Annotated in this window: 16 protein-coding genes and 1 pseudogene; 15 read left to right on the top strand and 2 right to left on the bottom strand. The window is 57.3% G+C overall.

From position 1 onward, the window contains the following. The 5 genes and pseudogenes from LAT62_RS10585 to fadA all read left to right on the top strand — a co-directional run. Nucleotides 1–345, top strand: a pseudogene (locus LAT62_RS10585) (ABC transporter ATP-binding protein); the annotation flags it as partial. 55 nt (nucleotides 346–400) lie between these two features. Beyond that, nucleotides 401–1123, top strand: a complete 723-nt coding sequence (locus LAT62_RS10580) for a hypothetical protein (protein ID WP_293383168.1) — start codon at nucleotides 401–403, stop codon at nucleotides 1121–1123. Continuing rightward, on the top strand, nucleotides 1123–1635 hold the full coding sequence (locus LAT62_RS10575) for a hypothetical protein (protein WP_293383165.1): 513 nt from the start codon (nucleotides 1123–1125) through the stop codon (nucleotides 1633–1635). Before LAT62_RS10580 ends, LAT62_RS10575 begins: the two co-directional genes overlap by 1 nt. Before the next feature lie 173 nt (nucleotides 1636–1808). Beyond that, nucleotides 1809–3965, top strand: coding sequence for a fatty acid oxidation complex subunit alpha FadB (gene fadB, locus LAT62_RS10570; RefSeq protein WP_293383162.1), 2157 nt, complete (start codon nucleotides 1809–1811; stop codon nucleotides 3963–3965). Between the two features lie 13 nt (nucleotides 3966–3978). Continuing rightward, the gene (fadA, locus tag LAT62_RS10565) at nucleotides 3979–5157 is read left to right on the top strand and encodes an acetyl-CoA C-acyltransferase FadA (RefSeq protein ID WP_293383159.1); all 1179 of its coding nucleotides are present in this window, start codon (nucleotides 3979–3981) and stop codon (nucleotides 5155–5157) included. A gap of 88 nt (nucleotides 5158–5245) precedes the next feature. On the opposite strand, the gene LAT62_RS10560 is transcribed toward fadA, so the two are convergent. Further along, nucleotides 5246–6034, bottom strand: coding sequence for a hypothetical protein (locus tag LAT62_RS10560; protein WP_293383156.1), 789 nt, complete (start codon nucleotides 6032–6034; stop codon nucleotides 5246–5248). A gap of 261 nt (nucleotides 6035–6295) precedes the next feature. Between LAT62_RS10560 and topA the strand changes: the two genes are divergently transcribed. After that, complete coding sequence (gene topA, locus LAT62_RS10555) at nucleotides 6296–9007, top strand: type I DNA topoisomerase (protein WP_293383153.1); 2712 nt, start codon at nucleotides 6296–6298, stop codon at nucleotides 9005–9007. 73 nt (nucleotides 9008–9080) lie between these two features. Here topA and gltA read toward each other — a convergent pair whose 3' ends face one another. Continuing rightward, nucleotides 9081–10358: a citrate synthase gene (gene gltA, locus LAT62_RS10550; RefSeq protein ID WP_293383150.1), complete on the bottom strand. Its 1278-nt coding sequence runs from the start codon at nucleotides 10356–10358 to the stop codon at nucleotides 9081–9083. A 406-nt stretch (nucleotides 10359–10764) separates the two neighbouring features. Between gltA and sdhC the strand changes: the two genes are divergently transcribed. The 9 genes from sdhC to sucD all read left to right on the top strand — a co-directional run bounded on the left by sdhC (nucleotide 10765) and on the right by sucD (nucleotide 21921). Continuing rightward, the gene (gene sdhC / locus LAT62_RS10545) at nucleotides 10765–11139 is read left to right on the top strand and encodes a succinate dehydrogenase, cytochrome b556 subunit (protein ID WP_293383147.1); all 375 of its coding nucleotides are present in this window, start codon (nucleotides 10765–10767) and stop codon (nucleotides 11137–11139) included. Further along, on the top strand, nucleotides 11133–11480 hold the full coding sequence (gene sdhD / locus LAT62_RS10540) for a succinate dehydrogenase, hydrophobic membrane anchor protein (RefSeq protein WP_293383143.1): 348 nt from the start codon (nucleotides 11133–11135) through the stop codon (nucleotides 11478–11480). Before sdhC ends, sdhD begins: the two co-directional genes overlap by 7 nt. Before the next feature lie 5 nt (nucleotides 11481–11485). Beyond that, entirely contained in the window at nucleotides 11486–13258 is a 1773-nt protein-coding gene (sdhA, locus tag LAT62_RS10535; protein ID WP_293383140.1) for a succinate dehydrogenase flavoprotein subunit, read from the top strand. An 11-nt stretch (nucleotides 13259–13269) separates the two neighbouring features. Continuing rightward, nucleotides 13270–13977, top strand: coding sequence for a succinate dehydrogenase iron-sulfur subunit (locus LAT62_RS10530; protein WP_293383137.1), 708 nt, complete (start codon nucleotides 13270–13272; stop codon nucleotides 13975–13977). A gap of 71 nt (nucleotides 13978–14048) precedes the next feature. Continuing rightward, nucleotides 14049–16898 carry a 2-oxoglutarate dehydrogenase E1 component gene (locus LAT62_RS10525; RefSeq protein WP_293383134.1) on the top strand — a complete coding sequence of 950 codons (2850 nt, stop codon included), beginning with the start codon at nucleotides 14049–14051 and terminating at the stop codon, nucleotides 16896–16898. Between the two features lie 45 nt (nucleotides 16899–16943). Continuing rightward, nucleotides 16944–18278: a 2-oxoglutarate dehydrogenase complex dihydrolipoyllysine-residue succinyltransferase gene (gene odhB / locus LAT62_RS10520; RefSeq protein ID WP_293383131.1), complete on the top strand. Its 1335-nt coding sequence runs from the start codon at nucleotides 16944–16946 to the stop codon at nucleotides 18276–18278. A gap of 52 nt (nucleotides 18279–18330) precedes the next feature. Beyond that, on the top strand, nucleotides 18331–19770 hold the full coding sequence (gene lpdA / locus LAT62_RS10515) for a dihydrolipoyl dehydrogenase (RefSeq protein WP_293383128.1): 1440 nt from the start codon (nucleotides 18331–18333) through the stop codon (nucleotides 19768–19770). A gap of 112 nt (nucleotides 19771–19882) precedes the next feature. Next, on the top strand, nucleotides 19883–21049 hold the full coding sequence (sucC, locus tag LAT62_RS10510) for an ADP-forming succinate--CoA ligase subunit beta (RefSeq protein ID WP_293383125.1): 1167 nt from the start codon (nucleotides 19883–19885) through the stop codon (nucleotides 21047–21049). Continuing rightward, the gene (gene sucD, locus LAT62_RS10505) at nucleotides 21049–21921 is read left to right on the top strand and encodes a succinate--CoA ligase subunit alpha (RefSeq protein WP_293383122.1); all 873 of its coding nucleotides are present in this window, start codon (nucleotides 21049–21051) and stop codon (nucleotides 21919–21921) included. The genes sucC and sucD overlap by 1 nt, the downstream gene beginning before the upstream one ends. Nucleotides 21922–21972 lie beyond the last annotated feature (51 nt).

The raw sequence follows: 21972 nt of genomic DNA, 5'->3' as shown, positions 1-21972 counted from the left end.
GGCTATCGGGAGTGGCACGAGTATCAGGTACGCCGCCAGCGGGCAGCTACGCCCACTGAAGCGTCAGCTGCCGCGCAGAAGGGCAGAGAAGGAGAGTCATCAACCGCAGGCCGCAGAGCCAGTAAACTGAGCTACAAGGACAAGCGGGAATATGAAGCCTTGCCCGAACGTATAGACAATCTGGAGTCCAGAATTGCAGAATTGACAGAGCTGACCGGGGAGCCGTCCTTCTATCAGAATGACCCGGATACAATAGAGAAGACGCTGGCCCGTCTGGCGGCGAGTCAGCAGGAGCTTGAAGCGGCGATGGAACGCTGGATGGAACTGGAGGAGCAGGTCTCCTGAATGTGCCACTGATCATTACTCAAACCAGATAACACCATTATAAAGGAGATGCTACATGGCTTTTCACTATCAGTTCGATATTCCCGGTCACGCGGATCGCCTGGAGTATGTGATTGCCACTGACCGGGGTGAACGCGGTACGACCCGCGCCGCCAAGCCTGCCAAGTGGACGCGACTCAGCTACCATCAGTGCAGCAATTGTCCTCTGGACAAGGACACCCATGAACATTGCCCGGCAGCAGTGGATATCCAGAAGGTTGTAGAGGATTTCAGTCAGTTGCCAGCCACCCAGAAAGTCGGCGTGACGGTGGATTCGCCGGCCCGCCAGTACTACAAGCATACCGGCCTGGAAGAGGGCCTGCGCTCGCTGATGGGCCTGTTGATGGCCAACTGCTCCTGCCCGATTCTCAATAAGCTGAAGCCCATGGCCTATACCCATCTGCCTTTTGCCTCACAGGAAGAGTTCATCATCCGCAGCGTCGGTACCTATTTGCTGCGTCAGTATTTCCATCATCAGGCCGATCGGGGCGCTGATTGGACATTGACCGGACTGGTGGAACTGAACAATGAGCTGCAACTGGTCAATCAGGCCATGTGGCAGCGCGTTAACGCCGGCTGTGAAGGCGAGTCCAATCTGAAAGCGCTATTGAGCTTCTTCGCCATGGCCTCAAGTGTGTCCTATTCGCTCGAAGCCCAGCTGCAGAAGGTTCGCCATGCGTTCATGGCCGAGTCGGACATTACCCCTTATGAAGTGCTCCCGTCGGCAGACAAGCGCTGATGACCGGGGCACTGGTGGCCGGTGTACTCATCCTCAGTGCAGTGGGGTCACTGCTCTGGGCGGTGCCCAGCAAAAGCGATCGGCGGCGCGCCGACATGCGCACCCATGCAATGCAATCGGGCTTGTCGGTGACCACACTGACGATACCGGACACCTCCACTCGTGGCCGCATAGAGCGCCGACAGCGTCTTGTCACGGCCTATAAGAAAAGAGCACCAGGCGCCAGCAGGGCGGCTCTTCCGGAACTTCTGGTTTTGCGTACCGAGGGCGAACATGGCTATGGCTTGCCAGAAGGGTGGGTGTGGCGTGAATCGGATTTCCGACTGCGCGGACACCAGTTGCAGCAATTGCTGGAGGCGCTGGACGGCTTGCCCAACTGGGTAGAATGCTTTGCGGTGCTATCGGATGGCATCGCCATGGCCATTGAAGAATATGAAGGTGTGACACGGGTCAACGAGCTGGCCAGTCTGCTGGGTGCAAGGGCAGACAGGCTTTATGAAGTAATTTCATAAAACACTGTCTGACAGTCGTATTCTGCTCGCTATACTGATGGGGATGCAGGTGAGTCGTTGACCCGAGTCAGCGAAGAGAGCACCTTTGCAGCAGAATTCAAACAGTCGTTTAAATCAAGTGTTTGGTCTGGAGCCAATCTCGTCTCCACGACCTGTACTAACGGAGCAACCTTATGATTTTTCAGGGTGAAGCGATTCAGGTAGAGCGCCGGAGTGATGACATCGCTCATATGGTGCTGGACCTGAAGGGAGAGTCAGTCAACAAATTCAACCAGCAGACGCTGCAGGATCTGCAGGCGGCCCTGCAAGCCATCCGTGCCGAGGAAGGCCTGCGCGGCCTGGTGGCTACCAGTGCCAAGGAAGCCTTTGTCGTGGGCGCCGACATCACCGAATTCCTGACCATGTTCAAGGCCGAAGAAGATGTGCTGATTGACGGTCTTATGCAGACCAATGCCATTTTTTCCGAGCTGGAAGATCTGCCCTTCCCGACGGCAGTTGGCATCAATGGCCTGGCGCTCGGTGGTGGTTTCGAATTCTGTCTGGCCTGTGACTTCCGGGTCATGGGCAGCAAGGCCCGTGTGGGACTGCCTGAAGTCAAGCTGGGCATCTTCCCCGGCTTTGGTGGCACCGTACGCCTGTCACGCCTGATCGGCGCGGACAATGCGATAGAGTGGATCTGCACTGGCAGCGAGAAAAAGGCTGAGGCAGCTCTGAAGGATTATGCCGTCAATGCCGTGGTTGCCGACGACCGCCTGCTGGAGTCAGCAGTGGAACTGGTCACGCGGGCGGCTGATGGCGAAATTGATTACAAGCAACGCAGGGCTTCCAAGACCGGACCGCTTGAACTGAACAACATCGAAAGCATGATGTCGTTCGAAACCGCCAAAGGCTTTGTTGCCGGCCAGGCCGGGCCCAACTATCCGTCTCCGGTGCTGGCCGTCAAGACCATTCAGAAGCATGCCGGCATGAGCCGTGATGACGCGCTGAAGGTGGAGGCGAAGAACTTTGCCTCTGTCGCTCGCGGTCCGGTGGCGCACAATCTGATCAGCCTGTTCCTCAACGATCAGGCGCTGAAGAAGACTGCCAAGCAGTGGGAAGGCAAGGCGCACGAGATCAGGAAGGCGGCCGTGCTGGGTGCCGGCATCATGGGCGGCGGCATCGCCTATCAAAGTGCCTCCAAGGGCACGCCGGTCTACATGAAAGACATCAATGACGAAGGTCTGAAGGCCGGTCTTGACGAAGCCGCCAAGCTGCTGCGCAAGCAGGTCGAGCGCAAGAAAATCGATGTCGAGAAGATGGGCAATGTACTCAATGACATTCGCCCGGTGCTGAGCTACGGCGATTTCCAGGCCGTTGATATCGCGGTGGAAGCCGTGGTGGAAAACCCCAAGGTCAAGCACGCCGTGCTGAAAGAAGTGGAGGCGGCGTTGCCCGACACTGCGGTAATTGCCAGCAACACTTCGACCATTTCCATCAACAGCCTGGCCAAGGCGGTCAAGGACCCCAGCCGGTTCTGTGGCATGCACTTCTTCAACCCGGTGCATCGCATGCCGCTGGTGGAAGTGATCCGCGGTGAGCACAGCTCGGAAGAAACCATTGCCACTGTGGTGGCTTATGCACGCAAGCTGGGCAAGTCGCCCATTGTGGTCAATGACTGCCCCGGGTTTTATGTGAACCGGGTGCTGTTCCCGTATTTTGCCGGCTTCGCCATGCTGGTGCGTGACGGCGTTGACTTCCAGATCATCGACCGGGTGATGGAGAAGCAGTTCGGCTGGCCGATGGGGCCGGCCTATCTGCTGGATGTCGTCGGTATTGATACCGGCGTTCATGCTCAGGCGGTGATGGCAGAAGGGTTTCCTGACCGCATGGAGCAGGATTTCGAATCCGCCATGAAGCTGATGTACGAGAAAGAGCGCTACGGCCAGAAGAACAGCAAGGGCTTTTATCGTTACGAGCTGGACAAGAAGGGCAAGCCGAAGAAGCTGGTGGATGAAGAAGCCATCGAGCTGGTGAAGAGTGTTTCTGCGGCTCCCCAGGAGATGGGTGAAGAAGACATCATCAATCGCATGATGGTGCCGATGTGCATTGAAGTCGCACGGTGCCTCGAAGAAGACATTGTGGCGTCGCCTTCTGATGCGGACATGGGTCTGATTTACGGCCTGGGCTTCCCGCCTTTCCGCGGCGGCATTTTGAAGTATATGGACGATGTGGGTATGGCTGAGATAGTGGCGCGCGCCGACGGCCTGGCGAGTCTGGGCAACCTGTACAAGGTAACCGATCGCATGCGTGAGATGGCCAAGAACGGCGACACCTACTACCCGCAAGCCTGAGGAGAAGATTATCATGAACCTGAAACCTAATGACGCCGTAATTGTCGACTTTCTGCGTACCCCGATGGGACGCTCCAAGGGCGGCAGCTTCCGCAACACCCGGGCCGAAAACCTCAGCGCAGCGCTGGTGGATGGCCTGCTGGACCGCAACCCGGGGATCGACCCGGCCGAGATAGACGACATCATCTGGGGTTGTGTCAATCAGACTCTGGAGCAGGGCTGGAATGTCAGCCGCATGATGCAATTGCTGACCCGTGTGCCGCATACCGTGCCGGCGCAGACCGTCAGCCGCCTCTGCGGTTCCTCCATGTCGGCATTGCACATCGCTTCGCAGGGCATCCAGTCCGGTCATGGAGAGATGTTCCTGATCGGTGGTGTAGAGCACATGGGACACCTGGAAATGATGCACGGTGTCGACCCGAACCCCATGCTGAGCCGCAAGGCCGCCAAGGCCTCCGGGATGATGGGGCTGACTGCGGAACTGTTGAGCAAGATGCACGGCATTACACGACAGCAGCAGGACGAGTTTGCCTACCGGTCGCACCAGTTGGCCCATCAGGCCACCGAGTCAGGTGCCTTTGGCAAGGAAATACTGCCGCTGGAAGGCCACGATGCGGAAGGCGTACCCTACCTGGTGCGTCACGACGAAACCATTCGCCCGGACACCACTGTGGCCAAACTGGCCGAGCTGAGGCCGGTGTTTGACCCCAAAGGAGGCACCGTAACGGCCGGTACGTCATCGCAAATCAGTGATGGCGCTTCCGCAATGCTGGTCATGTCCTGGCAGAAGGCGCAGAGCCTGGGCATCAAGCCGCGTGCCGTGGTCAGAGCCATGACCCTGGCCGGGGTTGACCCGTCGATCATGGGCTATGGCCCGGTGCCGTCGTCCAAGAAGGCGCTCAAGCAGTTGGGCATGACCATTGATGACATCGACTATGTCGAACTGAACGAGGCTTTCGCGGCCCAGTCACTGCCGGTGCTGAAAGACCTGAAATTGCTCGAGTCCATGACGGACAAGGTCAATATGCATGGCGGTGCGATTGCGCTGGGCCATCCGTTTGGCTGCAGTGGTGCGCGCATCACCGGCACCTTGCTCAATGTCATGGAGCAGAAAGACGGTCAGTTCGGTCTCGCCACCATGTGTATCGGTCTGGGTCAGGGCATCAGTACCGTGATCGAACGGATGAACTGAAGCTCAGGCTGAGTGAGGGTGTTGTCAGCAGTTTCGTGCGAGGCTGCTGGCACCGCCCTTTGTGTACTCTCGTCCCTGCAACTTACTGTCAAGACGACTCGGTTCTGCCGGCATCGTCCCGCAGCAGGTCACTCTCCTGTTCGATCATTTCTTCGGCGGTCTGCCCTTCGTCCGGGTGATCTTCTGCCGTCAGCCCCAGTTCCCGATCCAGTTCTTCCTCATCTTCCTGCGTCGAATACACCCCCCAGATCATCTTCGAGATGCGCTTGATCATGGCAGTGCGCTCGGGAAACCGGATATTGGTCGCGACCAGAATCTCCTTCGCATGCTTGAAGTAGGCGGCGGCATTGATCCTGTCCTCTTCCTTCAACAAGGTCCGGCCATGCTGGATATAGGCATTGACCTCAGCCTTGACCATGCGTTCACGAAGGCGCTGCGCATGATCCCTGACTTCGATATCCGACACCTGACCCTGCGTCTGCATCAGCTTGATCAGCTTGATCCCTTTGAAGATGAGCTTTTTCATGTAATTGAGATCGTGTTCTTCTTCCGGCAAGGCACGCTTGTGGTTCTGCAGCAAGTCGGGGAGACTTTTCAGAAATGACTGGGCGGCCGCCAGTTCAGCCTGAGCTTCCTGATCAACGGCGCCCATCAGGGTGTTGCGCTTTTCGATCTGACGGATGCGAAACTCCGCTACGGATTCAAGCAACGCCCGATCACCGTCATATTTTAACAGCGCCGAGATGATGTCGTCGATTTCGTCGAGGCGTTGCCGCATCTGGCGCGCTCTCTGGCGCAACTCCAACTCCTCGCGCTGCTTTTCCGTGGCTCGTCTTCCCAGCCAGACCGCAACCACCATGATTGAGACGAGGATCACCGTTAAAATGAAAAACCACATAGGAAACCACGCTAACTGGTTGAACCAATGGGTAATTAGTCTAGCATCAACAGAGAGATGTCGGGCAAGCTATCACCATCAGTCCGATGTGCCATGCTTGACCTTGGCGATGCAAACCGTTATACCTCGCCGGCCTCAGGCACCAAAGCACAGTGCCCGGCCATCCATTGCGATCCTGGCCAGGTACTGACAACGGTTCGTGTTTTGGAACACTCCAGCAAAGGGCATTTGACACCACCTATGGGCAAGTCACTAGTCATCGTCGAGTCGCCGGCCAAGGCCAAGACCATCAACAAATATCTGGGCAACCAGTTTGTTGTCAAATCCAGTGTTGGTCATATCCGCGATCTGCCGACCTCTGGTCAGGGCAGCAATTCAGACCCCAAAGAGCGAGCCCGTCAGGCCGCTGCCACCCGAGCCCTGCCGCCGGAGGAGAAAGCCCTCTACAAAAAGCGCAAGGCACGCGAGCAACTGGTCGCCCGCATGGGTGTGGATCCGGACAATGACTGGTCGGCGCGCTACGAGATCCTGCCGGGCAAGGAAAAGGTGGTAGAAGAATTGCGGCGCCTGGCCAAGGACGCTGACCAGATCTATCTGGCAACGGACCTTGACCGCGAAGGGGAGGCGATCGCCTGGCACCTGAAAGAAGCCATTGGCGATGTCGCGCCCTACAAACGAGTGGTATTCAGCGAGATTACCAAGAAAGCGATACAGGCCGCCTTCTCGAAGCCCAGCGACCTCAATGTAAGCCGGGTCAATGCGCAGCAGGCGCGGCGTTTTCTGGACCGTATAGTCGGTTATATGGTGTCGCCGCTGCTCTGGAAGAGAATAGCCCGCGGCCTGTCGGCCGGCCGGGTACAGAGCGTGGCCGTGCGCCTGATCGTGGAGAAAGAGCAGGAAATCCGCAAATTCGTCCCGGAAGAGTACTGGGACACCCTGGTGGACACGGAGACTGCCGGTCGGGAGAGCCTTCAGGTCAAGGTTCACAAGGCAGACGGCAAGGAATACCGGCCAACCAACGAAGCCGACACCCGGAGTCATGAAGAGGCCCTGCGCCAGGCCGGCGCCCTGACCATAGCAGAACGCAGCGACCGTCCGACACAATCGCGGCCGAATGCACCCTTTATCACCTCGACGCTGCAACAGGCTGCCAGCAATCGGCTGGGTTTCAGCGTCAAGAAAACCATGATGATGGCCCAGCGACTCTACGAGGCAGGCCACATCACCTACATGCGGACGGATTCAACCAATCTGAGTGCAGATGCTGTCGCCTCGGTCCGTCAACTGATTGATGATGAATTCGGCGCTCCCTACCTGCCGGACTCGCCGAACCGTTACAGCAGCAAGGACGGCGCACAGGAAGCACACGAAGCCATCCGGCCGACCGATGCGCGGCGCCGTTCTGCGGCGATCAGCGATATGGAACAGGATGCGCTGCGCCTCTACGACCTGATCTGGCGCCGGTTTGTGGCCTGCCAGATGACCGCAGCCCAGTACCTCAGCACCTCGATTGTGGCGGAAGCCGGTGTCTATCAGTTGCGCGCCAAGGGCCGCATTCTGAAATTCGATGGTTACACTCGGGTCATGTCGGTGCCCCGGAGCAACGAAGATCAGGAACTGCCTGACGTCAAGGTCGGGGAGACCCTGGCGGTCTCCGCCATCAACAGCCAGCAGCACTTTACCAAGCCACCGGCCCGGTTTACCGAGGCCACACTGGTCAAGGAACTGGAAAAGCGGGGGATTGGCCGGCCTTCCACCTATGCGTCCATCATCTCGACCATACAGGATCGCGGTTACGTCAAGCTGGAGAATCGCCGCTTCTATGCGGAGAAGATGGGCGAAATCGTCACCCATCGTCTGGCCGAAAGCTTTACCGACCTGATGAATTATGACTTCACGGCGCGCATGGAAGAGACACTGGACGGCATTGCCAATGGAGAGCGCAACTGGAAAAAGGAACTGGATCGTTTTTACGGCGAGTTCAGTCAGCGTCTCGAGGAAGCGGACAGTGAAGAGTCCGGCATGCGCTCCAATGCGCCCACGCCCACCGACATCGAGTGTCCGGCCTGTGGCCGGCACATGATGATCCGCACGGGCAGTACAGGCGTCTTCCTGGGTTGTTCAGGGTACAACCTGCCGCCCAAGGAACGGTGCAAGCAGACATTGAACCTGTTGCCAGCCGACGATTTCGTCGAAGACCAGAATGATGAAGAGGCTGAAGCGAAAGAGTTGCGTCAGAAGCGACGCTGCCACAAATGTGAAGCCTCCATGGATGCCTACATCCTGGATGAAGGGCGGAAAGTCCACATCTGCGGTAACAATCCGGACTGTGATGGTTTCCAGGTGGAAGCCGGCAAGTTCCGCCTGAAAGGCTATGAAGGCCCAACGCTCGAATGTGACAAGTGCGGCTCGGAAATGCAGCTCAAGACCGGGCGTTTCGGCAAGTACTTTGACTGCACCAACAGTGAGTGCAAGAACACCCGCAAGCTCCTGCGCAGTGGCGAACCGGCACCGCCCAAGATGGATCCGGTTCCCATGCCTGAACTGCAGTGCCTGAAGGTGGATGACACCTATGTACTGAGAGACGGTGCCGCAGGGCTGTTTCTGGCCGCCAGCCAGTTTCCGAAAAACCGGGAAACCCGGGCGCCACTGTTAAAGGAAATTCTGCCGCACAAGGATGAAATCGATCCGAAATACAGCTACCTGTTCAGCGGGCCTGTCGAGGATGACAAGGGCAATCCCACGCTGATTCGCTATGCGAAGAAGACCCAGGAACATTACCTGTCCTCCGAGAAAGACGGCAAAGACACCAAATGGCGTGCTTTCTGCGAAAATGGCAAGTGGGTAGAGCAGAAGCCCAAGAAGAAGGCGCCGGCCAAGAAAGCGACCACCAAGAAAACGGCAGCCAAGAAAGGTACCGCCAAATCCGGAAGCAGGAAATCCACGGCCTGATGGTGTCGTAACGGCAATAAAAAAAAGCCTCCCGCGGGAGGCTTTTTTGTGGGTAACGCCCTCTGGTTCAGGGCTATCTTTTCGGCACAGGGCGCTGCGTGGCACCGGTGTACAGCTGACGGGGCCGACCGATACGGTACTTGCCTTCCACCAGTTCTTTCCAGTGGGCAATCCAGCCAGGTGTGCGGCCGATGGCAAAGATGACGGTGAACATGGACGTCGGAATGCCGATGGCACGCAAGATGATGCCGGAGTAGAAATCGACATTCGGGAACAGCTTGCGCTCCACGAAATAGTCGTCTTCCAGCGCGATCTTTTCCAACCGGGTGGCGATGCGCAGCAGCGGGTCATTGCGCACGCCCAGTTCCGCCAGCACATTGTCGCAGTGCTGTTTCATGACCTTGGCTCGCGGGTCGTAATTCTTGTAGACCCGGTGACCGAAGCCCATCAGGCGGAAGGGGTCGTCCTTGTCCTTGGCCTTGGCTATAAAGGTTTCGATATTGTCCTCATGGCCGATCTCTTCGAGCATCGACAGCACCGCCTCGTTGGCTCCGCCGTGCGCCGGCCCCCAGAGGGCTGCAATACCTGAAGAGATACAGGCGAAAGGATTGGCCCCGGTGGAACCGGTGAGGCGTACCGTCGAGGTGGACGCATTCTGCTCATGGTCAGCGTGCAGAATAAAGATCTTGTCCATTGCCTTGGCCAGTACAGGGTTGACCTGGTACTCCTCGCAGGGGTTGGAGAACATCATGTAGAGGAAGTTGCTGGCGTAGTCGAGGTCATTGCGCGGATAGGTAAAGGGCTGGCCGATCGTGTACTTGTAGACCATGGCCGCTATGGTCGGAAGTTTGGAGATCAGGCGATGCGCGGTTATTTCACGGTGCTCCGGATCCGTAATATCCAGCGAGTCATGGTAGAACGCTGCCAGCGCGCCGATCACGGCCACCATGATGGCCATCGGGTGGGAGTCCCGGCGGAAGCCGTGGAAGAAACTGTGAATCTGCTCGTGCACCATGGTGTGGTGTGTGATGGTATGACGGAACTCCGCGATTTCTTTCTCCGTCGGCAGTTCACCGTAGAGCAGGAGAAAACAGGTTTCCAGGTAATCGGCATTCTCTGCCAGATCCTCTATGGGATAACCACGGTGCAGCAACTGGCCTTTGCCGCCATCAATATAGGTGATGTTGGATTCACAGGAAGCCGTGGAAACAAATCCGGGATCATAGGTAAAGAGACCATGCTTGACCAGGTTTCTCACGTCCACCACGTCCGGGCCCATCGTCCCTGAGTAGACGGGTAGTTCGATGGGGTCCATGCCGTCAATGGTCAGCGTTGCTTTCTTGTCTGCCATGGGGCCTCCTAGGGCACTTGATGATCTTGTTGGTTGTCGCAATTCTACCAGAATATGACAACAGAGCTTTGAAAAATCCGCACAACTATAGAGCCAGGTCAGGGTTTGTCAAATAATGACCCGGCATCCCCGGCAAATGCACCAAACTGATTCAAGTGGGTCGTCACTGCACGATTATTGACTGTGCGGAAACACATTTGTTTGCCACTTTGGTCGGACAGTTCCGTCAGGCATTTGTAATTGCCGAGGGCGGGCACTATAATCGCCCCAGTTTTTCGAACCCCACCTGAAACCCTGAGTTACTTGGGGTTCAAGGGCAGTTCGAGCCCACTCGGATACCCAGCGCCCGTGCTGCACTCTGCGGCGTGCCGGTTGTCCACTTAATTGAGAGAGAGCGTCTTCAGCCGTGAAAGCAGACAGACCCGTAAATCTTGAACTCACGACCATCTCCTTTCCAATCACAGCCATCACGTCCATTCTGCACCGCATATCCGGTATTGCCTTTTTTGTCGGGGCTGCCTTTGCCGTCTGGTTCCTGCAAGCATCCCTGAGCTCGGCAGAAGGCTTTGCCACTGCGACCGCCGCCGCCGACCACTGGCTGGGCAAGCTCATCATTTGGGGGTTGCTCGCCGCGCTGGCATATCACCTCGTGATGGGCATCAAGCATCTGATCATGGACACCGGCATCGGTGAAACCATCGAGGGCGGCCGCCGGATGTCTCAGGTTGCCCTGGCGATCAGCATCCTTCTCATCGTTCTGGCAGGAGTCTGGGTATGGTAAGAAATATCACCAGCTTTACCGGCAACGGAGTGGCAGACTGGCTGGTCCAGCGCGTCTCTGCCGTCATCCTTGCGGCCTATACCGTATTCCTGACGCTGTGGTTTCTGGCTCTTCCCGAGTGGTCCTACGAGGCCTGGTCCGGGCTATTCGCGCAAGGCTGGGTCAAGGTGTTCACGCTGCTGGCCATCCTGTCTTTCGTGGCACACGCCTGGATCGGCATCTGGACCGCAACAACCGACTATCTGAAAAATACGACAGTCCGTGTGCTGGTTCAGTTGACCGTTATTCTGGTGCTCTTCGTATATCTGATTCTGACCTTCGACGCAGTGTGGGGTGTGTAGCAGTCATGAGTAATATCAGAACCATGGATTTTGACGCTGTCATCGTAGGCGGTGGCGGCGCCGGCTTGCGCGCCGCCCTGCAATTGGCAGAATCCGGCTTCAAGACCGCAGTAGTGTCCAAAGTGTTCCCAACCCGGTCACACACGGTGTCCGCTCAGGGTGGTATCACCTGCGCCATTGCCAGCTCCGACCCCAATGATGACTGGCGCTGGCACATGTATGACACGGTCAAGGGCTCCGATTACATCGGCGACCAGGAAGCCATCGAGTATATGTGCAGCGTCGGCCCACAGGCCGTCTTCGAACTCGACCACATGGGTTTGCCTTTTTCCCGCACGGAAAACGGACGTATCTATCAGCGCCCGTTTGGTGGTCAGTCCAAGGATTTCGGCAAGGGCGGGCAGGCTGCCCGGACCTGTGCTGCAGCCGACCGTACCGGTCATGCCCTGCTGCATACCCTGTATCAGGGTAACCTGAAAGCCGGCACCAACTTTCTCAATGAGTGGTATGCCATGGACCTGGTAAAGAATCAGGATGGCGCGGTTGTCGGGGTGACGGCAATCTGCATTGAAACCGGTGAAATGGTCTACCTGAAAGCAAAGGCTACCGTCTTTGCCACGGGTGGAGCAGGGCGCATCTACGCCTCTACCACCAATGCCCTGATCAATACCGGCGACGGTATCGGCATGGCCCTGCGCGCCGGCTTCCCGGTACAGGACATGGAAATGTGGCAGTTCCATCCCACCGGCATTCATGGCGCCGGCACGCTGGTAACAGAAGGTTGCCGGGGTGAAGGTGGCTATCTGGTCAACAAGGATGGCGAGCGTTTCATGGAGCGCTACGCGCCCAATGCCAAAGATCTGGCCGGACGTGACGTGGTGGCTCGCTCGATGATTCTGGAACTGCTTGAAGGTCGTGGCTGTGGCCCGGAAGGGGACCATGTCTACCTGAAGCTGGATCATCTGGGCGAAAAGGTTCTCAATGAAAAGCTGCCCGGCATTCTCGAATTGTCCCGCACCTTCGCGCATGCCGATCCGGTTAAAGAGCCGATCCCCGTCGTGCCCACCTGCCACTACATGATGGGCGGCATACCGACCAACATTGGCGGACAGGCGCTGCGCCAGGACAAGGACGACAAGGATCAGATCATCGACGGTCTCTATGCCTGTGGTGAAGCCGCTTGTGTCTCTGTACACGGCGCCAACCGTCTGGGTGGCAACTCGCTGCTGGACCTGGTCGTCTTTGGCCGGGCCGCCGGACTGGCGATCGACAAGTCACTGCGTGAAGGCTATGAAACCAGAGCTGCCTCGCAGAGCGATATCGAAGCTGCACTCGCCACAGTGCAGGCGATTGAAAGCCGCACCAAGGGTGAAAAAGTCGCAGATGTGCGCAAGGACCTGCAGAACACCATGCAGTTGTACTTCGGCGTGTTCCGCGAAGGCAAGAGCATGCAGGAAGGGCGCAAGAAGCTCGAAACGTTGCGTGAGCGAGTCAACAATGTGGCGCTGGAAGATACCAGCAAGGCCTTCAATACGGCCCGCATTGAAGCACTTGAACTGACCAATCTGCTTGAAGTGGCCGAGGCCACGGCTATCGCCGCCGAACAGCGCACCGAAAGCCGCGGTGCCCATGCTCGGGAAGACTTTACCGAACGTGATGACGAGAACTGGCTGTGCCACACCATGTACTACCCGGCAGAAAAGGGTATCAGAAAGCGTGCAGTGAACTTCTCTCCCACCACAGTGGACACCTTTGAGCCCATGGTGCGGACCTACTAGGAGTATCAGGTATGAAGGTATCAGTTTATCGTTACAATCCGGAAGCCGACCGGAAGCCTTACATGCAGGACTACACGCTGGACCTGCCGGAAGGCAAGGACCTGATGGTGCTGGACGTCCTCAATCTGCTGAAAGAGCAGGATGCGACACTGTCCTACCGGCGCTCCTGCCGCGAGGGCGTTTGTGGCTCCGATGGCATGAACATCAATGGCCGCAACGGGCTGGCCTGCATCACACCCTTGTCACAGGCGTTGAATGGCAAAAGCAGCCTGGTGGTTCGGCCACTGCCCGGGTTGCCGGTAGTGCGTGACCTGGTCATCGATATGAGCCTGTTCTATCAGCAGTACGAAAAGATCAAACCCTATCTGCAGAACGACGAACCGGCCCCGGCCATCGAGCGCCTGCAGTCACCGGAAGACAGAGCCAAGCTGGATGGGCTGTATGAGTGCATTCTGTGCGCCTGCTGCTCCACCTCGTGCCCCTCTTTCTGGTGGAACCCGGAGCGCTTTGTCGGCCCGGCGGGGCTGTTGCAGGCCTACCGCTTTTTGGCGGACAGTCGGGATACAGCAACAGACGAGAGGCTGGCGGAGCTTGATGACCCGTTCAGTGTCTTCCGCTGTCGCGGTATAATGAACTGCGTGAATGTGTGCCCCAAGGGATTGAACCCCACACGGGCCATCGGCCACATCCGTTCCATGCTATTGAAGAATGCGACCTGAGGGGTCGCTTTCTTTTATGGTTTATGCCTGAATAAAGAATTGCCAGTTGTCGCATCGCAAGGTAAAGCACAATGACCGAACGCACTATGGAACAGCAGTGGGCTCTGTCCCACCTGGCAGGAGGGAATCACAAATACCTCGAGGAACTCTTCGAGGCTTATTTACAGGACCCGAATTCCATTCCTGAAGAGTGGCGTACCGAATTTGACAAACTGCCCAGTGTCAATGATCAGGTCCGCACCGACACACCGCACAAGCCAGTGCGGGACCACTTCCTGTTATTGGGCAAATCCCGGGGCACCGGTCGTGTAGGCACTGTAGCCCCCAGCATCACTTCCGAGCATGAACGCAAGCAGGTGCTGGTGCATCAGCTTGGCACAGCCTATCGTTTCCGCGGACACCAGGAGGCCAACCTCGACCCGCTCGGCCTGCAGGAACGGCCGCTCGTACCCGACCTCGACCCCCGGTTCCACGGTTTGACGGAGGCGGACGAAGACACCCTCTTCAACTGCAGCAATCTCTACATAGGCAAGGACGAGGCGCCGCTCAAGGAAATTATCCAGGCGCTCCGTGATACCTACTGCGGCAGCATCGGCGCCGAGTTCACCCATATCGTCGATACCACCGAGCGGCGCTGGATCGAACAGCGAATGGAATCCGTGCGCTCCAAGCCCAAACTGAGCCGCGATGCCCGCCTGCACATTTTCGAGCGCCTGACAGCCGCCGAAGGCCTGGAGAAATATCTCGGTTCCAAGTACCCGGGTACCAAACGGTTCGGACTTGAGGGCGGCGAGAGTCTGATCCCTGCCATTGACGAACTCATCCAGCGCTGCGGCTCCTATGGTGCGCGAGAGATCGTCATCGGAATGGCGCACCGGGGCCGGCTGAACATGCTGGTCAACATTCTGGGCAAGAACCCGCGCGACCTGTTTGACGAGTTTGAAGGCAAGTCCTTCCTGGAAATGGGCTCGGGTGACGTCAAATATCACCAGGGCTTTTCTTCCAACGTTATGACGACGGGCGGTGAAGTGCACCTGGCGCTGGCGTTCAACCCCTCGCATCTGGAAATTGCCGCACCGGTTGTGGTGGGTTCGGTGCGCGCCCGTCAGGACCGGCGCAATGATCCGGGTGGTTCACTGGTGGTGCCGGTAAACATTCATGGTGATGCCGCTTTCGCTGGTCAGGGCGTGGTCATGGAGACGTTCCAAGCGTCACAGACACGGGCTTTCCGGACCGGTGGCACCATCCACATGATCATCAACAATCAGGTCGGCTTCACAACGTCGCGCCGCGAAGACATGCGCTCTACGGAGTACTGTACTGACGTGGCCAAAATGGTCCAGGCACCGATACTGCACGTCAATGCTGACGATCCCGAGGCTGTGGTCTTTGTTACCCAGTTGGCCGTCGACTACCGCAACACCTTCCGCAAGGATGTAGTGATCGATCTGGTCTGCTATCGCCGTCGCGGCCACAACGAGGCGGATGAGCCGGCGATGACCCAGCCGGTCATGTACAGCAAGATTCGCCAGCAGCAGTCATCTCTGGAACTCTACGCGGCTCAACTGGTCGGTGAAGAGGTGCTCGAAGACGACGACGTCAAGACTCTGGCCACCACGTACCGCGATGCTCTGGACAATGGTGAGCATGTGGCCAAGGCGCTGGTCAAGGAACCGAACAAGTCGCTGTTCGTGGATTGGACACCCTACCTGAACCAGCCCGTCGAAGACTATTGCGATACCTCAATGGATCTGAAGGAGCTGCAGAAGATCGGTCGTGAAATGAACGTGGTGCCCGACAGCTTCCCGGTTCAGCGTCAGGTGCAGAAAATCATCAGCGACCGGGACAAGATGACCGCAGGCGCCACCCCCATAAACTGGGGTTATGCTGAAACACTGGCCTATGCCACGCTGCTCCGTCAGGGTTTCCCGGTGCGCCTGGTGGGCCAGGACTCGGGGCGCGGCACCTTTGCTCACCGGCATGCAGTGCTGCACAACTCGAAAGATGGCACTCAATATATCCCGCTGCAGAATCTGCACGAAGGGCAGCCCACGTTTGAAGTCTATGACTCCTTCCTGTCCGAAGAAGCGGTATTGGCCTTCGAATATGGCTATGCCACCACCAAACCCGATTCGCTGGTAATCTGGGAGGCGCAGTTTGGCGATTTCGCCAATGGTGCCCAGGTGGTGATCGACCAATTCATCACCAGTGGCGAGCACAAATGGGGTCGACTGTGTGGGCTGGTGATGCTGCTGCCACATGGCTACGAAGGGCAGGGGCCGGAACACTCGTCCGCGCGTCTGGAGCGCTTCCTGCAACTCTGTGCAGAGCAGAATATCCAGGTCTGTGTTCCCAGCACGCCGGCTCAGGTCTACCATATGCTGCGCCGTCAGGCGATGCGCAACCTGCGCAAGCCATTGGTGGTCATGTCGCCGAAAAGCCTGCTGCGTCACAAGGCGGCAGTCTCAGAACTGGAGGCGCTGTCGGATGGCCATTTCCACACCGTAATCGGTGAAACCGACAGTGATATCAAGGCCGAGGATGTGCAGCGAGTCGTGTTCTGCTCTGGTAAGGTCTACTATGACCTGACGGAATACCGGCGCAGTGAGAACATCACCAATGTGGCCATTATCCGCATAGAACAGTTGTATCCGTTCCCGGAAGATGAACTGCAGAAGGCGATGGCGCCCTACAAGAACTGCGAGGACGTAGTCTGGTGCCAGGAAGAACCCATGAATCAGGGTGCCTGGTACAGCAGTCAGCACCACATGCGGTATGTGGTGTCACGCCACAACCCGGACAATTATCTCGGGTTTGCCGGTCGTGATGCCTCTGCAGCACCCGCAGCAGGTTATATGAAACTGCACCTGGAACAGCAGAAAAGTCTGATTGAAGACGCGTTGATCTACCCGAAAAAATAAACGAAACATAGCGTTGCGTAACTGATTGAGTTTAAGGATCCGAGCATGCCCATCGACATCAAAGCCCCGCAGTTTCCGGAATCTGTCGCCGACGGTAGCATTGCTACCTGGCACAAAAAACCGGGTGAAGCCTGTTCCAGGGACGAATTGCTGGTCGATATCGAGACCGACAAGGTTGTTCTGGAAGTCAATGCCCCTGCAGACGGGGTGATCAAGGAAATCCTGCAGGACGAAGGCGCCACCGTTGAAAGTGAAATGGTGATCGCGACCTTTGAAGAAGGTGCCTCCGGCGACAGTGGCGGCAGCGCCAAAGCCGGCAGCAAGAAAACAGAGGCGCCGGCAGAAAAGCCTGAAGCAAAAGAGTCTGCCTCCGGATCAGAGCAAAAAGTATCCTCTGACAATACGGGTGCTGCTGGCGAAGGTGGCTCCGGTCTGACTCGGGAAGCCGCGGAAAAACTGCTGAGCCCCGCAGCGCGCCGTCTGGTAGACGAGTTGAGCCTGGACCCGAGCCAGGTGAAAGGCACCGGCAAAGGCGGGCGGATTACGAAAGAAGACGTCATGGCCTTCCAGGGTGCCAAGCATGCGCCAGATCGTCCGCAGACTGACGCACCTCGCCACTCGCCTCCGGGCATGAACATCCAGTTCTCCGGCACGGCTGCTCCTGTCGATGCTGGAGAGCGGGCAGAAAAGCGCGTACCCATGACTCGCCTGCGCAAGACAATTGCCAAGCGACTCGTTGAAGCGCAACAGAATGCGGCCATGTTGACCACCTACAATGAAGTCAATATGAAACCGGTGATGGAGCTGCGCTCGCGCTACAAGGAGCTGTTTGAAAAGACCCACAATGGTGCCCGACTGGGCTTCATGTCGTTCTTTGTCAAAGCAGCTACCGAGGCTCTGAAGCGGTTCCCGGACGTCAATGCCTCGATCGATGGTGATGATGTGGTTTATCACGGTTACTACGACATCGGTGTTGCTGTGAGCTCGGACCGAGGACTGGTTGTGCCAGTGCTGCGTGATGCTGACGGCATGGGTCTGGCAGAAATCGAAACCCAGATTCGTGAATACGGTGCCCGGGCACAGAAAGGCCAGGTCACCATTGACGAGATGCAGGGCGGTACTTTCACGATCTCCAACGGTGGCGTGTTTGGTTCGCTGATGTCCACGCCCATCCTGAACCCGCCGCAAACGGCGATTATGGGCATGCACAAGATTCAGGAGCGGCCAATGGCGGTCAATGGACAGGTAGAAATTCTGCCCATGATGTATCTGGCGCTGTCTTATGACCATCGCATGATTGATGGCAAAGAAGCCGTGCAGTTCCTCGTCACGATCAAAGAACTACTAGAAGATCCGGCGCGCATCCTGCTGGACGTATAAGCACCGCATCATGCTGGAAAAGACATTCACTGATTATCCATAGGAAAAATCAATGGCTAAACAATTTGACGTCGTGGTAATCGGCTCCGGGCCGGGCGGTTACGTCGCCGCTATCAAGGCAGCACAACTGGGTCTCAAAACAGCCTGCATAGAGAAGTGGCTGGACAAGGACAACAAGCCCTCATACGGTGGCACCTGCCTGAACGTGGGCTGTATTCCCTCCAAGGCTCTGCTCGAGTCATCTGAACTCTACCATCAGGCTGATGGCAGTTTCGCTGATCACGGGATCAGCCTTAAAAGCCTGAAAATGGACGTCAAGAGCATGATGGGTCGCAAGAACACCATTGTGAAGAATCTGACGCAGGGTGTGGCCGGGCTGTTCAAGTCCAATGGCGTCACTTCCATCGAAGGCACCGGCAAGTTGCTGGCCAACAAGGAAGTCGAAGTCACACGTCACGATGGCAGTAAAGAGACGCTCAAGGCTGAAAACGTGATTCTGGCCTCTGGGTCGGTCCCGATTGATATCCCCCCCACACCGATCGATGGCAAGCACATTGTCGATTCCGAAGGGGCGCTTGAATTTGAATCGGTACCCAAGCGTCTGGGTGTCATCGGCGCCGGCGTGATTGGACTGGAGCTGGGCAGCGTCTGGAAGAGACTGGGCGCCGAAGTGGTGGTACTGGAAGCCCAGGACAAGTTCCTGGCCGCGGCTGATCAGCAGCTGGCCAAAGCCGCCTTCAAGTCGTTCACCAAGGATCAGGGCCTTGATATTCGTCTGGGCGCCCGTGTCACCGGCTCCGAAGTCAAGAACAACAAGGTTACTGTCAAGTTTACCGATGGCGAAGGCGAGAAGAACGAAACCTTTGACAAGCTGATTGTCTGCGTGGGTCGCCGTCCCTATACCGATGGCCTGCTGGCGGATGACAGTGGCGTCAAGCTGGACGAACGGGGATTTATCTTTGTGGACGACCAATGTCGCACGTCCACCCCCGGCGTATTTGCGGTGGGTGATGTGGTACGTGGCCCCATGCTGGCCCACAAGGGATCGGAAGAGGGCGTTATGGTGGCGGAAATCATCGCCGGCCACAAGGCGCAGATGAATTACGAGACCGTTGCCAATGTAATCTATACCAACCCTGAAATGGCCTGGGTTGGCAAGACTGAAGAAGAGCTCAAGGCCGAAGGTGTCAAGTACAAGGCAGGTGCATTCCCGTTTGCCGCCAATGGCCGCGCCATGGCAGCGAATGACACCACTGGCATGGTCAAGATTGTGGCTGACGAAGAAACCGATCGCGTTCTGGGGATGCATGTGTTTGGTTTGCATGCCTCCGAGATCGTGATGCAGGGTGTCATAGCCATGGAGTTCGGCTCTTCGGCCGAAGACCTCCAGCTGATGTGCTTTGCACACCCGACTCTGTCCGAGTCGGTGCATGAAGCCGCTCTGGCAGTTGACAACAAGGCGCTGCATGTCGCCAACCGCAAGAAGCGCTGATCCAACGGCGCCGCAGTCGGTACCCACAGGTGCACTGGTGGTATAACAGAGCGCCTTTCAACTCAATGGCCCTGCTTCGGCAGGGCCGGTTAACAATACGGTTCTAAAAGGTATGAATTTACACGAATATCAGGGCAAACAGCTGTTTCGTGAATATGGTCTGCCGGTCTCCGAGGGTTATGCCTGTGAGTCCGCAGACGAAGCAGTGGAAGCTGCGCGCAAGATCGGCGGTGGCAAATGGGTGGTCAAAGCTCAGGTGCATGCCGGTGGCAGAGGCAAGGCTGGCGGGGTCAAACTGGTCAGCAGTGAAGATGACATTCGTGCGTTTGCTGATCATTGGCTGGGCAAGCGCCTGGTCACCTATCAGACAGACGAAAGCGGCCAGCCGGTCAGCAAGATTCTGGTAGAGAGCCTGACCGACATCGATCAGGAGCTCTATCTGGGTGCAGTGGTCGATCGGTCGACTCGTCGTATCGTCTTCATGGCGTCTACTGAAGGCGGCGTGGAAATCGAGAAGGTGGCCGAAGAGACTCCGGAAAAGATCTTGAAAGCAGAAGTCGATCCGATGACGGGCGCGCAGCCTTATCAGGCGCGGGACATTGCCTTCAAGATGGGTTTGACGGGTGATCAGGTGAAGCAGTTCACCAAGATTTTCCTCGGTCTGGCTCAATTGTTCGAGGACAAGGATCTGGCGCTGCTGGAAATCAATCCGCTGGTCATCACGGATCAGGGCAATCTGCACTGTCTGGATGCCAAGATCGTGATTGACTCCAATGCCCTGTATCGGCACAAGGACCTGCAGGCGATGGCTGACCCGACTCAGGAAGATCCGCGTGAAGCCGAGGCGGCCGCCTGGGAACTGAACTATGTGGCGCTCGATGGCAACATCGGCTGCATGGTCAACGGCGCTGGCCTGGCCATGGGTACCATGGACACCATCAAGCTGAATGGTGGCGAGCCTGCCAACTTCCTCGATGTGGGTGGTGGTGCAACCAAAGAGCGTGTCGCTGAAGCCTTCAAGATCATCCTGTCCGACGACAGCGTCAAGGCCGTACTGGTCAATATCTTCGGTGGCATTGTGCGCTGCGACATGATTGCCGAGGGCATTATCGGTGCCGTGGAACAGGTTGGCGTCAAGGTGCCCGTGGTGGTTCGCCTCGAAGGCAACAGCGCCGACAAGGGCCGGGCAAAACTGGCTGACAGTGGACTCAACATCATTGCGGCCAGCGGACTGACAGAAGCTGCTCAGTCAGTGGTAAAAGCAGCGGAGGGTGCGTAATGAGCGTATTGTTGACGAAAAACACCAAGGTCATTTGTCAGGGTTTCACGGGTGCCCAGGGCACTTTCCACTCCGAGCAGGCCATTGAATACGGCACCAACATGGTTGGTGGTGTCACGCCGGGCAAGGGCGGTCAGACCCACCTCGGCCTGCCGGTTTTCAATACTGTGCGTGAAGCGGTAGAACAGACCGGAGCCGAAGCCTCCGTGATCTACGTCCCGGCGGCTTTCTGCAAGGACTCAATTCTTGAAGCGGCCAATGCCGGCATCAAGCTGGTGGTCTGTATCACTGAAGGCATTCCAACACTGGACATGCTGCAAGTGAAAGTGAAATGCGATGAGCTGGGCGTGCAACTGATCGGGCCGAACTGCCCCGGTGTGATTACTCCCGGCGAAAGCAAGATCGGTATTATGCCTGGCCATATCCACAAGCCGGGCAAGGTAGGTATCGTGTCGCGCTCCGGTACGCTGACCTATGAAGCCGTCAAGCAGACGACCGATTTCGGCTATGGTCAGTCTTCCTGTGTCGGTATTGGTGGCGATCCGATTCCGGGTTCCAACTTCATTGATATTCTGGAGCTGTTCCAGAATGACCCGCAGACCGAAGCGATTGTGATGATCGGCGAAATCGGCGGTACCGCTGAAGAGGAAGCTGCGGCCTACATCAAGGCCAATGTGACCAAGCCGGTGGTCGCCTATATCGCCGGCGTTACCGCGCCCAAGGGCAAGCGGATGGGGCACGCGGGTGCCATCATTTCCGGTGGCAAGGGCACCGCGGACGAAAAGTTCGCAGCGCTCGAAGATGCCGGTGTGAAAACCGTGCGCAGCCTGGCGGAAATTGGTGAAGGTCTGAAGGCTGCCACCGGCTGGTAAGCCAGCGGTGTGCAAGTCCTGATCGAGAAGGCGCCTGCGGGCGCCTTTTTT

The sequence above is a fragment of the Natronospirillum sp. genome (assembly GCF_022565775.1).
Taxonomy (GTDB): Bacteria; Pseudomonadota; Gammaproteobacteria; order Pseudomonadales; family Natronospirillaceae; genus Natronospirillum.
Note: the sequence above shows the minus strand (reverse complement) of the source record. Positions and strands in the feature narration are given on the sequence as shown.

Bases quoted from the DNA above. Each gene is read 5' to 3' on its own strand.
- LAT62_RS10580 (WP_293383168.1), top strand. From the start codon at position 401: ATGGCTTTTCACTATCAGTTCGATATTCCCGGTCACGCGGATCGCCTG.
- LAT62_RS10575 (WP_293383165.1), top strand. From the start codon at position 1,123: ATGACCGGGGCACTGGTGGCCGGTGTACTCATCCTCAGTGCAGTGGGG.
- fadB (WP_293383162.1), top strand. From the start codon at position 1,809: ATGATTTTTCAGGGTGAAGCGATTCAGGTAGAGCGCCGGAGTGATGAC.
- fadA (WP_293383159.1), top strand. From the start codon at position 3,979: ATGAACCTGAAACCTAATGACGCCGTAATTGTCGACTTTCTGCGTACC.
- topA (WP_293383153.1), top strand. From the start codon at position 6,296: ATGGGCAAGTCACTAGTCATCGTCGAGTCGCCGGCCAAGGCCAAGACC.
- gltA (WP_293383150.1), bottom strand. From the start codon at position 10,358: ATGGCAGACAAGAAAGCAACGCTGACCATTGACGGCATGGACCCCATC.
- sdhD (WP_293383143.1), top strand. From the start codon at position 11,133: ATGGTAAGAAATATCACCAGCTTTACCGGCAACGGAGTGGCAGACTGG.
- sdhA (WP_293383140.1), top strand. From the start codon at position 11,486: ATGAGTAATATCAGAACCATGGATTTTGACGCTGTCATCGTAGGCGGT.
- LAT62_RS10530 (WP_293383137.1), top strand. From the start codon at position 13,270: ATGAAGGTATCAGTTTATCGTTACAATCCGGAAGCCGACCGGAAGCCT.
- LAT62_RS10525 (WP_293383134.1), top strand. From the start codon at position 14,049: ATGACCGAACGCACTATGGAACAGCAGTGGGCTCTGTCCCACCTGGCA.
- odhB (WP_293383131.1), top strand. From the start codon at position 16,944: ATGCCCATCGACATCAAAGCCCCGCAGTTTCCGGAATCTGTCGCCGAC.
- lpdA (WP_293383128.1), top strand. From the start codon at position 18,331: ATGGCTAAACAATTTGACGTCGTGGTAATCGGCTCCGGGCCGGGCGGT.
- sucC (WP_293383125.1), top strand. From the start codon at position 19,883: ATGAATTTACACGAATATCAGGGCAAACAGCTGTTTCGTGAATATGGT.
- sucD (WP_293383122.1), top strand. From the start codon at position 21,049: ATGAGCGTATTGTTGACGAAAAACACCAAGGTCATTTGTCAGGGTTTC.